Origin of the sequence: Alcanivorax sp. (genome assembly GCF_017794965.1) — a bacterium.
Classification (GTDB): Bacteria; Pseudomonadota; Gammaproteobacteria; order Pseudomonadales; family Alcanivoracaceae; genus Alcanivorax.
Map to the genome: position 1 here is coordinate 852628 of NZ_CP051240.1, position 13691 is coordinate 866318.

The following is a 13691-nucleotide window of genomic DNA, read 5'->3' on the forward strand; positions in this document are numbered from 1 at the left end:
CGAGGGCACTATGAGCGAGAATCAGCCACTCAGCGTAGAGCAGCGCAACAAGCGTACGCTGAAAAAGCTGGTGATCTGGGCGATTGGCATGTTTGCCTTCGCCTTCCTCATGGTGCCTTTTTACAACGTGATCTGTGACATCACTGGACTGAATGGCAAGACATCCAGTACGGCTGCTACCGATGCTCCGGCACAGGTGGTGGAAGACCGTACCGTGACAGTGGAATTCATTACCCAGAAAGGGGATGGCATCAGCGGTGAGTTCACCTCTGAGACCAAGCGGGTAAAGGTGCATCCGGGTGAGATTACCCTGGTCCATTTTTATGCCAGCAATCCCACGGATTCGGACATGGTGACCCAGAGCATCCCGTCGGTGACTCCGGGCGTCGCGGCGCGTTACCTGCACAAGACCCAGTGCTTTTGCTTCGATCAGCAGACACTGGCGGCAGGCGAACGCAAGGACATGCCGATGATCTTCTATCTGGATCCGGAAATTCCCAGTCACATCAATCAATTCACTCTGTCGTACACTATTTTTGATGTGACAGAGCGGGTCGCCGGTAAAAACAACAGCGTGGCTGTGAACTGATAACAGCCGGTTGTAGAGGAGAATTTTAATGGCTACTGACAAGTATTACGTACCGGAAAGCAGCCCCTGGCCGCTGACCGCGTCTATCGGTCTGTGCATGACCGCGGTGGGCGGTGCCCACTTTATCCAGCAGAGCACCATGGCGGACATGGAACCCAGCTTCTCGGGCAAGCCCCTGTTCTTCCTGGGCCTGGCCTGGCTGCTGGTGGTGGTTGCCCTGTGGTGGCGTGACACCATCAAGGAATCCGTGACCGGTCTGCACAGCAACCAGCTGGGTGGTTCCTACCGCCAGGGTATGCTGTGGTTCATCTTTTCCGAGGTGATGTTCTTTGCTGCCTTCTTTGGTGCCATGTTCTATACCCGCTGGCTGATCATTCCGTGGCTGGGCGGTGAAGGCACTGGTGCCATGACCCACGAAGTACTGTGGCCGGAATTCCAGGCCATGTGGCCGCTGACCGTGACCCCGGACGGCACCACCACTACCCCGATGGGAGCCTGGGGCCTGCCGGCCATCAACACCGCCATCCTGCTGGTGTCATCCATCACCCTGACCATTGCCCACCATGCACTGCTGGAAGGCAAGCGCGGCACCTTGATCCTGTTCCAGGCCGCCACCGTGGTGCTGGGTGTGATCTTCCTGGGCCTGCAGGCGCTGGAATATGTTCACGCCTACGACATGGGTCTGACCCTGGATGCGGGCATCTACGGTAGCCTGTTCTTCCTGCTGACCGGTTTCCACGGCGCCCACGTGACCATCGGTACCATCTTCCTGCTTGTCACCCTGATCCGTGTGATCAAGGGGCACTTCAGCGAAGATAACTGCTTTGCCTGGGAAGCGGGTGCCTGGTACTGGCACTTTGTGGACGTGGTATGGCTGTTCCTGTTCGTGACCGTGTACTGGTTGTAAGAGACGCTGCACGCGTCACGCAACAAGCAACACGCTAAAAAGCCGCGCTCCGAAAGGGGCGCGGCTTTTTTGTGGGCAGCTCTGCGGCTGCTGGACGCTGGACGAATCACGTCGGACGCTAAAAACCTCTGTCTTCAACAGCGCACTGTGGTTGAAGGGAGTAACCAGCCTGCAGGCGCTCCGAGTCTCGAAGGTAAAAAGTTACGAGTTACGATAAGCGAGTTTCGAAAGGCAAAACCTCAAATCTCGTGCTGGGTTGTTGTCTTTTGATCTTCGAAACTCGGTACTCGAAACTCGCTTCTGGAATCCTTACCTCGCCAAGGCTCGGATCGCCTGCAGGCAGGCTCCTACGGCGGGGAATAGCGAGGGTTTTAACGATGCAAAAAGGCCCGCCCGGTTTATCGGGCGGGCCTTTTTGCATCAGGCATCAGGCATCAGGCATCAGGCATCAGGCATCAGGCATCAGGCATCAGGCATCAGGCATCAGGCATCAGGCATCAGGCATCAGGCATCAGGCATTCACTAATCCATTTCCCGATCTCGCGGATCTGTTCCAGGCACACCATGTGTTCCATGGGGTAGGTGCGATAGTCGGGGGACAGGCCCATCTGTTGCAGGCTGGCAACCGCGCGCTGGCCCAGCTGTTCCGGTACCACCGGATCCATGGTGCCGTGGCTGACCATGACGGGGAGGTGGGCATTCGTTTCGCTCAGGGCGACAGGTATGGCCATGTAGGTGGACAGGGTCAACAGGCCGGCAAGCGGCTTGGGGTGGCGCAGGGCACACTGATAGGCCACAGCGCCGCCTTGAGAGAAGCCGGCGATAATGATCCTGTTGCTGGGAATGCCACGCTGGATTTCCCGTTCGATCAGATCGTCGATCGCATCCGCGGAGGCCAGAACGCCGCTCTCGTCCACCTTGCGGTCGATATCCATGGCCAGGATGTCGTACCAGGCAGGCATCACCATGCCGCCATTGACGGTCACCGGGATGTTGGGCGCATGGGGGAAGATGAAGCGCACGGGCAGATCGGCTGGCAGCTGCAGCTCAGGCACGATGGGTTCAAAATCGTGACCACTGGCCCCCAATCCATGTAACCAGATCACGCTGGCGACAGCGGGTTGTGCCGGCTCGATTTCGATACATTCCAGCAAGGCCATGATCATTCCCCTCCTGCGACGATAACGCGTACGGCGTTGAGTTGGCACTGGGCGTCGGCCAGCAGTTTTTCCAGTTGCCGGGTCTGGTTTTCCAGAGCAGTAATCTCTTCTTCACGGACCGCCGGGTTCTTTTCTTTCAGCGCCTTGAGGCGGCCGAGTTCGTGCCCTTGCTCCTCACGCATGGCGTCCAGTGCAGCGGTGATAATGGTGTCCGCTTCCTTGCCCGCGGCGGCTTCGTTGCCCTTGAGCAGTTTTTCCAACAGGCCTTTCTGGCTGGAAACAATCTTGCGGCTAAGGGGTTTGTCCATCTTGTGACATTGCTGGCTTAGGCCGTCGTGGCTGATGGCCTGGCTGATGTTCTTGCCATTACTGTCCAGCAGGTGACGGATCACCGTGCAGGGCAGGAAGCGGTCTGCCTGCAGATGTTTGGGAGCCATGGACTCCACCGTGTAAATCGCTTCAATCAGCAGGGTGCCGGCCTTGATACGCGGGTTTTTCAGCAGGCTGACAGCCGCCTTGCCCTTGTGCTCTCCAAGCAGCATTTCAAGGCTGCCGGTGACCATGGGGTGCTCCCAGGTGAGGAACTGCATGTCGTCCCGGCTCAGGGCAGTGGTGCGGTCGTCGGTCATGGTGATGCCTTCATCCGGGAGCCCGGGGAAAGCATCGCGCATGTGCGGGCCGGGTTTGAGGATCACGGCAGTATCCGAGTGATCTTCCTGGTCCACGCCGTAGCGATCAAAGACGCGCTGCATGAATGGCAGTGGGCTGTCCTCATCCGATTCGGCCAGCAGGGACTGAAGTTGCGAGGCATGTGCGTCATCGAAGGAGCTCAGTTCCAGCAGACGGTCACGACCGGTTTCCATCAAGGTGTGGAGCTCGTCGGCAACAGCGCGGGTTTCGGACACCAGTGCATCGATAGCGGTGTACTCCGGGTCGCTACAGAGCAATGGTTCCAGCGCATCACGGCTGCGCAGATAGATATCATGGCCCGCCGGGTTGGTGTGTTCGAAGGCATTCATGCCTTCGTGGTACCAGCGGTAAAGGACTTCCTGGGCGTGCCCTTCGAAATAGGGCACATGAATCTGGATGTCCTGATTCTGGCCGATACGATCGAGGCGACCAATGCGTTGTTCCAGCAGATCCGGGTTCAGGGGCAGGTCCAGCAGCACCAGGTGATGGGCGAACTGGAAGTTTCGTCCCTCAGAACCAATTTCAGAACAGATCAATGCCTGGGCGCCGTCAACGTCGTCAGCAAAGAAGGCGGCGGCACGGTCACGCTCAATCAGATCCATGTCTTCATGGAACATGGCGACGTTCATGCCCAGTTTGTAGTTGCAGTGCGCGTGCAGATCGGTGGCGGTATGGCGGCTGGCACAGATCACCAGCACCTTTTCCTGGCGGTGTTGTTTGAAGAACTGTTCCAGCCAGTTGACCCGTGGATCAAGGCCGCACCAGCGATCATCGTGATAGAGGGTCTCCGGGTGCAGCTGCCCTTCCAGGGATTCGTCGTTGTCGTAGCGATATTCGTCGGGCAGCTCCAGCGGGTAGCCATGGGCATGGCGCTGGGGAAAACCGGCGATATTGTGGCGCGTGTTGCGGAACATGACTCGCCCGGGTCCGGAGCGATCCAGCAGCTCGGCCAGGATACCATCGCGATCGCTGTCCGTGATGGTCATGTCCGGCAGGAGTGTCTGGGCCCGTTTGATCAGATCCGCATCCCAGCTGGGCTGGTCGTGCAGTTCACCGGCCAGCTGGGCGATCTCCTGATAGTGGCTTTGCTCTTCACGGAAGGCGTCCAGGCTGGGGTAACGATCCGGGTCCAGCAGGCGCAGGCGGGCAAAGTGGCTTTCCAACCCCAGTTGTTCCGGGGTCGCGGTGAGCAGCAGCAGGCCGCGGGCCTGACGGGCGATGGTGTCAACGCGCTGATAACCCTCACTGGGGGCGTCTTCACTCCATTCCAGATGGTGTGCCTCGTCCACCACCAGCAGGTCCCAGTCGGCGCCGGCCAGCTGCTCGATATCACATTCTGCAAGGAAGTCGGTGCTGCACAGGATTAGCTGTTCGCTCAGGAACGGGTTGTCGTTGTTGCTCGGCGCTTCGCCTTGTTCTTCGGCAATCCGTTCTTCCTCGATAATCTGCGCCAGCATGTCCTTGATGCTGGTTTCCGGCTGCAGCGCTTCCAGACGTTCGCGATCGAAGATGGAAAAGTGCAGGTTGAAGCGGCGTACCATTTCCACAAACCATTGATGTACCAGTGCCGGAGGCACCACCACCAGCACCCGGCTGGCGCGGCCGGTGAGGAGTTGCTGATGCAAAATCAGGCCCGCCTCGATGGTCTTGCCCAGACCCACTTCATCCGCCAGCAGGACCCGGGGGGCAAAGCGGTTGGCTACCTGGTCGGCAATGTAGAGCTGGTGGCCGATATGATCGATGCGCGGGCCTCGCAGTCCCTTGATACGGGATTGCTGTTGCTGACAGTGGGCGTTGAGGGCATCCACACGCAATTCGAACCAGCGGTTGGAAGAGAGCTGGTTGGACAGCAGACGGTCCAAGGCAGAGTTGAGGCGCAGCGTATGACCCAGCAGGGTTTCCGGCACGGGCTGCACATTCTCCGGCTCACCCGCCGGGTGGGCCATGTAGACCTTGAGACCGTTCAGTTCATTGACTTCTGCTACGGTCAGTTCCAGCCCGTCTTCAGTACGCAGGGTGTCGCCGGTATCAAAGGTTACCCGGGACAGGGGCGCATTGTTGATGGCGTAGGTACGCTCTTCCTCAACAGCCGGGTATTCCACCGTGACCAGACGGTAGTCTACGTCCTTGATGATGCCGAGACCCAGTTCGGTTTCGGATTCGCTCAGCCAGCGCTGGCCGGGGGTGAAGTCTGTCATTGTTGCTGCCGGTTGATTCAAGGGGGCCGAATTATACGGCTTTGTGCGCCGCGCTTCGATGTTGACAGGGTGCTGTGACAGGCTTTTGTCCAGTTCGGGGCCTGGTTGCCCATGTTCCTGGCGCTGTGGGCGGAGGCTGTCGGGTTGATGGCTCTCCCGTCAACGGCCTGCTCTGCCGACATTCCCGCTAATCGGCGTTCAATCTTTTGATATGCTGGGGCTCCACTTCTTACAGGCAGTTCTCGATGGGCGACGTCGTTTCGTTTCGCAAACCGGCCAAAAAGGCGCCCCGCAAAGGCATGTGTCAGCATGGCTTCCACAAGTGGGAAGTGTGCAAAGCGTCGCAGTTTGATGTGAAGCAGGGTCGTCTGGTGACGGTGTACCGCTGCGCCCGCTGTGGAAAACAAAAGGTACAGGCCCATTAGGCGTTCGGGTGAGTGACGGTCGCCCATGTGGGGCAATGGTGCTACGCGGAAATGTAAAATTACGCCGCCAGCTCCCGCACTCTTTGGCGTGAACTGTATACCTTGTAAGAAAGCGCCGCGAAAACAGAGTCTTACGGAGGCTGCCTGGGTGGCTGTAAGTGCATCTTTTTGTGGCGATTGAGTTAATTTTTGTACGATAATTCCGGAAAAAGTGAGATGCGGTGCGCACTTTGGGCATTCGCGATAACAATAATTCCGGGATCGACTATGAAAGCAGGGACGTTGCTTGCCCGATATTCCATGGTGCCATGGGCCATCGTGGTGGTTCTGACACTCAGCGCCTGTGGCGGTAGCGGTGGCGGCTCCGCCGGGGCGGCGGCCACGCCTGCGGGCTCCGGTTCCACTCCGCCCCCTGAGCCTGTCGATCCGGTGGAGGACGATCCGGAAGTCACCCTCAACAGCTGGCTGCGCAGTGTCATTAACGAAAAGGGCCTGACCGGTGATCCTGCTGCTGCCCGTCAGGTGGCGCAGACCACCCCCGCAGAAGATCCCGCCGTCAAACTGGGGCAGTTGCTGTTCTTCTCTCATACCCTGTCCGGTGACCGAACCGTATCCTGTGCCACCTGTCACATGCCGGATTTTGGCGGTAGTGACGCCCTTTCCCTGGGGGTGGGGGTATCGCCTGTGGATGCCGCCCAGGTTGGCCCCGCCCGCCGGCTTGATGCGACCACGGATCTGGATCCCGCTGCCGACGGCAAACCCAATATGCACCGCAACAGTCAGACGGTGTTCAACGCGGCACTGTATGACCGCAGCCTGTCCTATGATGGCCGCGTCTTCGTGGTGGATCAGGCGGTCATGCCGGGGGGCAAGGGGCAGAGTATCCGTACCCCGGACACGGGCAATCTGACCGATGGCTCCGGCGCGGATGGTTTGCTGGAAGTGTTCTCCAAGTTTCCGCTGACCAACCACAATGAAATGCGGGGGTATCTGTTCAGTGCCCTGTCCGAGGACGAGTATCGCGAGCACCTGGTGGCCCGGCTCCGCGGCACGGTGGATACGGACCTGCTTTCTGATGATGGCAGCAGCAACTGGCTGGCACTTTTCCAGGCCGCGTTTGACCAGCCTGATGCCTCTGCCGAGCAGGTGATTACCCTGGTCAATGTGCAACGGGCCCTGGCGGCGTACATGTCCTCTATGAGCTTTGTGGACAGCCCCTGGAAGCGTTTTGTTCAGGGGGAGGAATCGGCAATTACCCTGAAGGCCAAGCAGGGCGCGCAATTGTTCTTTGCCGGCAAGGACGAAGGCGGCTTGGGCTGTGCGAGCTGTCACAGCGGGGATTTCTTTACCAATGAAAAATTCTATAACGTGGGTTTCCCGCAAATCGGCCGGGGCTTCCTGCGACCCGAGAAGGATGATATCGGTCGCTGGAACAGCACCCGCCTGGAAGCCGACAAGTATGCGTTCAGGGTACCCAGTCTGCTGAATGTGCAGGTGACCATGCCATACGGGCATGCCGGCACCTTCGATCAGCTGGAAGACGTGATCCGTTATCACGCCAACCCCCGTGTAGGGCTGGCGTTGTTCGACTTCGGCCTGCAGCAACTGGCCCAGTTCAAGGGGACAGAGAGTTACGATTACGCTGAAGGGCACAGTCAGGCGGTACAGGATGCAACCAGCTTCCTGCTGGCCGAACCTCTGCTGCCAGGACGGGATCTGGACGATGATGAGCTGGATCGTCTGGTTGTTTTCCTTCGTACGCTTAGTGATCCCTGTGTCAGGGACAATGTTTGCCGAAACCAGTGGCGGCCAACGGCGGAAGAGGATCCGGACGGGAACCTGCTGGTGGCCGGCGTGAATCCCACCTTCGATGGCGATACCCCGGTGGACCCGGATCCAGGAACGGGCGAGCCGCCGGTGGACCCGGCAGATTACCCGAAGACAGTGGCGTTGAATTTCACCGCACCCGCCCGGACAACCTTTGCGGAACTGGCAAGCTGCAACGAGCAGCCGGCCCCGTTTGTGGTGAATTCTGGCCTGCCGGTGTTTGTTGGCCGTCACTTGTTCGCGTTCGGTTTGTACGATGGATTGGGGCGTCCTTTGCATCCCCATGGTTTCAACCCTGAAACCTGGAACCTGGATAAAGTGTTCAGCATCGAGCCGGTGATGATTGCCGGAGGCGTAAGTGCGGGCTATCTGGACGATGACTGCTGGCTGGATCTGGCGTATGCCGGTGGGGAAGAATCCGGGATGGTCTTTTATCGCAATCGCGGCGGCCAACTGGGTTTTGATGCCATGGATCTGCTTGACGATGATCCGGGTGGGAAGTTTACCGGTACCGCCCTGGCAGATCTGAACGGTGATTACCGCCGGGAAATGTTGTTCGGTAATGTGCAAAGCCCGACGCTGCCGATCTATTCCAGTAATGATGCGGGTGGCTATTATTCGGTCGCCAAGGTGCCGATGAGCCGGAACACTTACGGCATCTCCTTCGCTGATGCCAATCATGACGGCTACCCGGAACTGTTTCTGGCTCACTGGTATGGCGGCAATGTGCTGACCGCGCCGTTGTTCTGGAAGAACAACAGTGGTGTGGAGATCGAGCATGATGATGTGGCGGCCGGGCTGTCCAATAACGATCTGAGTCAGACCTGGAATTTTTCCCCGCAACCGGCCGACGTGAATGCGGACGGTGAGCTGGATCTGTTGCTGGCGTCGGATTTTGGCACCACCGTGGTGATGGAAGGGCAGGGCAATGGCACCTTTGCCAATATCACCGATCGGGAGATCATCACCGATGAAAATGGCATGGGTTCCACGCTGGGCGATTATGACAACGATGGCGATCTGGACTGGTTTGTGACTTCCATCTTTGACCCCAACGGAGAGGCCGAAGCCAACTGGGGGGTGACGGGAAACCGTCTGTACCGCAATAACAGTTCGGCAGGTGAGTTGATTCTGGAAGATGTAACCACATCAGCCGGTGTGGCCGATGGAAACTGGGGGTGGGGCGCCTGTTTTGCCGATTTCAACAACGACGGTTTCCTGGATATTTTCCATGTGAACGGGTTCGGGTTTATCCCGGATTCTGCCACCGATACCGAATTCGGTCTGAGCATGATCGAAAACTACAAGACCGCCACCCAGGAATACTTCGATTCGCTGCCGCGTTTGTTCATCAACCAGGGAGACGGCAGTTTCACCGAGCAGGCTGTGCAGTGGGGGTTATTGCTGCCCAGCGAGGGGCGAGGCATTACCTGTCTGGATTACGACCGGGACGGTGACATGGATGTGGCACTGCTGGATCATTCCCGGGGGCTGCAGTTCTTCAGCAACCAGATTGGCAATGGCTACGGCAAGCGTTTCCTGTCTGTGCGTCTGGTGGGGCAGGCGCCAAACACCGAAGCCATTGGTGCCCGGGTGAAAGTGAGCGCCGATGTGGGCGGCAGCTTTGGTCAGCAGACGCAAATGCGGATGGCGAATGCCAACACAAACTTCAATGGCCAGAACCCGCCGGACCTGCATTTCGGCATGGGCACAGCGAATCAGGCTGACCTGATCGTGACCTGGCCCGATGGGGTGAGTTGGCAGTGCGATGGGGTGGATACCAACCGCTTCATGATCCTCGACCAGCGCAGCCTGCCGGCAAGCTGTTCGGCTACGCCGTAAAGCAGCTACGAGCTACGAGCTTTGAGCTACGAGTAAAAAAGAAAAGATATTGGGCTTTATCTTTTTCTCGAAGCTGGAAGCTCGTAGCTAGGGAGCCTCTGAATAACTCCTTGCGTACTCAGCGTGACCTGGAGCGTGCAGCTGTTGTGTCTTGTCTCGACGGTCAGGGTGGCTCCCTTTCCGAGAGGCAAGGCGCAGCAGATGTGCGCTCCAGGCCGCGCCTTTATGCCCGAACGGGTGCTCTCGGGTCTTCCAGGCTGGCCCGCACTCGTTGTTGCGCCTTACGTTGAAGGTGGAGAGTCGATGGATGGACATACACCTTCAAAAGCGCGCCCCTCTTTACCTTTGCCGAGGGGGCGAACCAGCCTGAAAGACTGAGCATGCAAGGAGTTATTCAGAGGCTCCCTAGCAGCTGCTTTTCAATCCAGCACCATGATCGCCTGCCCCGCATTGATCTGCTGGCCTTCCTGGCGGGCAATGGCCGCAACCGTTCCGGAAGCGGGGGCGTAGATTTCGATTTCCATTTTCATGGATTCGAGCACGGCCACCACGTCACCTTCGTTCACGCTGTCGCCTTCGGCCACGTTCAGTTTCCAGATATTACCGGCCACCGGTGATTCCACCGGGGTGCCGTCCACTTCTTCAGTGCCATTGTCCGCATCCAGATCCTGTTCAGACTGGAAGTTGATCTGGCCACTTTCCACCCAGCGTTGCAGCTCTTCATCAAAGGCCCGGTTGCGGGATTCAGTGAACGCTTCAATCTCATTCTGATTGTCATCCAGAAAACGCTGGTACTCGCTCAGATTGAAGGTGGTCTCTTCGATCTTGATGGGATATTCGCCCTTGGGGAAGTCCCGGCGGATCTGGTTGAGTTCCTCGTGGCTCACCTCGTAGAAACGAATCTGGTCGAAAAAGCGCAACAACCAGGGCTTGTCGAACGCCCCGGTCTTGCGATAGCGATTCCACATCTGCAGGGTGCGGCCCACAAACTGGTAACCCCCCGGGCCTTCCATGCCATAGACACACAGATAGGCGCCGCCAATACCCACGGAATTTTCCGCTGTCCAGGTACGCGCCGGGTTGTACTTGGTGGTCACCAGGCGATGGCGGGGATCGTAAGGCGTGGCCACCGGGGCACCCAGGTACACATCCCCCAGCCCCATCACCACATAGCTGGCACTGAACAGGATCTTTTTCACCTCATCAATGCTGTCCAGGCCGTTGATACGGCGAATGAACTCCAGGTTGGAGGGGCACCAGGGGGCGTCCTTGCGCACCGACTGCATGTATTTCTCGATGGCCTGATGGCAGGCCTCGTCATCCCAGCTCAGCGGGATATGCACGATACGGGAGGGGACCTCCAGATCCTTCTTTTCCTGCAGGGCCCGTTCAGCGTCGGTCAGGGTCTTCAGCAGGATATCGCGGGGCAGCACCTGCGGATCGAAATGAACCTGCAGAGAGCGAATACCCGGGGTCAGTTCGATGACACCCTCAAGCTTCTGTTCTTCCAGCCACAGCATCAACGCATCGGCGCGGAAACGCAGACGCAGGTCCAGCACCAGCGGACCGTATTCCACCAGCAGGTAACGATCCCCCGCAGCACGGTAGACCACGTCGACACCCACTTGTTCTTCCGACAACGCGACCAGAATCGGTGTGGTGATGGGCGCGGTTTCGACTTTTTTGACCGGCTCACTCAGTGCGCTGACACAGGCATCCTGCTCGGCAGCCAGCGCGTCCGCATCCTCCAGGCTGATGGCTTCAAAGCGCAGGGTATCGCCGGCCTTCAGTTGCCCCAGTTTCCAGCGGTCGGCCAGTACCACGGTGGCAGGGCAGACAAAGCCACCCAGAGAAGGGCCGTCCGGGCCAAGAATGACAGGCATATCACCGGTGAAATCCACGGTCCCTACCGCATAGGCATTGTCATGAATATTGGAAGGGTGCATGCCCGCTTCGCCACCGTCACTACGAGCCCATTCAGGCTTGGGGCCCACCAGGCGAATGCCGGTACGGCTGGAGTTATAGTGCACCTGCCAGTCGGTGGAGAAGAACATGGCCATGTCGTCGTCGGAGAAAAAATCCGGGGCGCCATGGGGGCCGTAGATTACCCGCAGGGTCCACTGTTTGCCGAGCTTCGGCTTGAGGCTGTCTGGCACCACCCGATCGCTGCTGGGGCCGTTGTCGGGGGCAAAGTGAAGAACGTCACCGGTGCGCAGGGCTCGCCCACCATGACCACCAAACTGGCCGAGAGTAAAGGTGCTGCGCGAACCCAGATAGGGCGTGCACTGCAACCCACCGGCAATGGCCAGATAGGCGCGGGCGCCTTCGCCGCTGACCTTGCCCAGTTTCAACACCTGGCCGGCATGCACCTTGATGACCTGGTAGCTTGCCAGCGGGGCATCATCCAGGGTGGCGTGCATGTCAGCACCGGTGAGGGCAATACGGGTGGCCTGGTTGAATTTCAGGGTCGGGCCGTTAAGCGTGAATTCCAGTCCTGCTGCGTTTTCGTCATTGCCCAGCAAACCATTGCCAAGCCGGAAGCTGAGGTTATCGAAAGGGCCTGACGGCGGCACACCCACGGGCCAGTAACCACTGCGACCCGGGTAATCCTGTACCGTGGTCATGGTACCGCCGGCCAGCACATCCAGAGTGAACGGCTGGTAATGGAAGTCGTTCAGGTAACGGGTGGTCATCCGGCCTTCCGCGAATACCGGATCGTTGAGAATGGCGCACACGTATTCGCGGTTGGTTTCGATACCTTCCAGCGTGATGTTGTCCAGCGTATGGCCCAATGCCGTCAGGGCGCTGTCGCGATCTGCTTCATGAATGATCACCTTGGCGAGCATGGGATCGAACAGGGGAGAGACGGTGAGGCCGCCTTCCACCCAGTGATCAATACGCAGTCCTTTGCCATCGGCTTCCGGGAACGTGACAGCGGTCAACAGGCCGGCACTGGGCTGGAAGTCCTTGTTGGGGTCTTCCGCGTAAACCCGGGCCTGAATGGCATGGCCTTTCGGGGTGAAGGGGCCGAGACTGTCCAGGGGCGGCAGATCGCCGGCAGCCAGTTTCACCATCCATTCCACCAGGTCTACGCCGAAGATCTGTTCGGTGACACCGTGCTCCACCTGTAGCCGGGTGTTAACTTCCAGAAAGTAGAAAGCGTTGGTGTCCTGGTCGAGAATAAACTCCACGGTGCCCGCGTTGCGGTACTGTACCGCTTCCATCAAGGCGCGGGCGGTGTCCTGCAGTTCGCTACGCACTGCATCGGGCAGATTGGGGGCGGGGGTTTCCTCCAGCACCTTTTGATGGCGGCGCTGGGCCGAGCAGTCCCGTTCACCCAGGGTTATCGCCTTGCCCTTGCCATCACCAAACACCTGAACCTCGATATGGCGGGCACGGGCAATATACTTCTCGATAAAGACGCCATCGTTGGAAAAATTGTTGGCGCTGAGCCGGCGTACCGAATCCCAGGCCTTGTCCAGACTCTCTGCACTTTCACAGATCTGCATGCCGATACCGCCACCGCCGGCGGTACTCTTCAGCATCACCGGGTAACCGATCTCGTCAGCGGCTTTCAGGGCGGCGTCTTTGTCGGTGAGCAGATCGGTACCGGGCAGCAAGGGAACGCCGGTTTTTTCAGCCAGCGCCCGGGCGGTGTGCTTGAGCCCGAAGGTATCCATCTGTTCCGGGGTTGGACCGATAAAGGCAATGCCGCGGGCTTCACAGCCTTTCACAAAGTCCGGATTTTCACTGAGGAAGCCATAACCGGGGTGCACCGCTTGCACGCCATGGGCTTCCATCAACGCAAACAGTTTTTCCTGATTCAAGTAGGTGTCACGGGCGCTACCTTCACCCAGACAGAATGCCTCGTCGGCGTGATTCACATGCAGGGAATCCCGGTCGGCTTCGGCAAAGACGGCCACGGCTTTCACGCCGAGGGTCTTGAGCGTTCGGGTAACACGGGTGGCAATGGCACCGCGGTTGGCAATCAGAACCTTGTTGAACATGGCTGCCTCTCTTCGACAGGAGACGGGTCGTCCCGTCATTAAAACC

At 58.7% G+C, this 13691-nt stretch carries 6 protein-coding genes; 3 read left to right on the top strand and 3 right to left on the bottom strand.

The window, feature by feature from the left end; genetic code table 11:
• Window positions 1-10 precede the first annotated feature (10 nt).
• On the top strand, window positions 11-589 hold the full coding sequence (locus tag HF945_RS03815; protein ID WP_290524433.1) for a cytochrome c oxidase assembly protein: 579 nt from the start codon (window positions 11-13) through the stop codon (window positions 587-589).
• 28 nt (window positions 590-617) lie between these two features.
• Window positions 618-1496: a cytochrome c oxidase subunit 3 gene (locus HF945_RS03820; RefSeq protein WP_290524434.1), complete on the top strand. Its 879-nt coding sequence runs from the start codon at window positions 618-620 to the stop codon at window positions 1494-1496.
• A 497-nt stretch (window positions 1497-1993) separates the two neighbouring features.
• On the opposite strand, the gene HF945_RS03825 is transcribed toward HF945_RS03820, so the two are convergent.
• Together HF945_RS03825 and rapA are read right to left on the bottom strand one after the other, a co-directional pair.
• Window positions 1994-2656, bottom strand: a complete 663-nt coding sequence (locus HF945_RS03825) for a dienelactone hydrolase family protein (RefSeq protein ID WP_290524435.1) — start codon at window positions 2654-2656, stop codon at window positions 1994-1996.
• 2 nt (window positions 2657-2658) lie between these two features.
• Window positions 2659-5544: an RNA polymerase-associated protein RapA gene (rapA, locus tag HF945_RS03830; protein ID WP_290524436.1), complete on the bottom strand. Its 2886-nt coding sequence runs from the start codon at window positions 5542-5544 to the stop codon at window positions 2659-2661.
• 692 nt (window positions 5545-6236) lie between these two features.
• Between rapA and HF945_RS03840 the strand changes: the two genes are divergently transcribed.
• Window positions 6237-9638 (top strand): FG-GAP-like repeat-containing protein, encoded by a 3402-nt coding sequence (locus HF945_RS03840; protein ID WP_290524438.1) that lies wholly within the window; start codon window positions 6237-6239, stop codon window positions 9636-9638.
• Window positions 9639-10057: 419 nt separating this feature from the next.
• On the opposite strand, the gene uca is transcribed toward HF945_RS03840, so the two are convergent.
• The gene (gene uca / locus HF945_RS03845) at window positions 10058-13645 is read right to left on the bottom strand and encodes an urea carboxylase (RefSeq protein WP_290524439.1); all 3588 of its coding nucleotides are present in this window, start codon (window positions 13643-13645) and stop codon (window positions 10058-10060) included.
• Between the last annotated feature and the right edge of the window lie 46 nt (window positions 13646-13691).

What these genes read in the sequence shown, in the direction of transcription:
- HF945_RS03815 (WP_290524433.1), top strand. Translation starts at nt 11, where the DNA reads ATGAGCGAGAATCAGCCACTCAGCGTAGAGCAGCGCAACAAGCGTACG.
- HF945_RS03820 (WP_290524434.1), top strand. Translation starts at nt 618, where the DNA reads ATGGCTACTGACAAGTATTACGTACCGGAAAGCAGCCCCTGGCCGCTG.
- HF945_RS03825 (WP_290524435.1), bottom strand. Translation starts at nt 2,656, where the DNA reads ATGGCCTTGCTGGAATGTATCGAAATCGAGCCGGCACAACCCGCTGTC.
- rapA (WP_290524436.1), bottom strand. Translation starts at nt 5,544, where the DNA reads ATGACAGACTTCACCCCCGGCCAGCGCTGGCTGAGCGAATCCGAAACC.
- HF945_RS03840 (WP_290524438.1), top strand. Translation starts at nt 6,237, where the DNA reads ATGAAAGCAGGGACGTTGCTTGCCCGATATTCCATGGTGCCATGGGCC.
- uca (WP_290524439.1), bottom strand. Translation starts at nt 13,645, where the DNA reads ATGTTCAACAAGGTTCTGATTGCCAACCGCGGTGCCATTGCCACCCGT.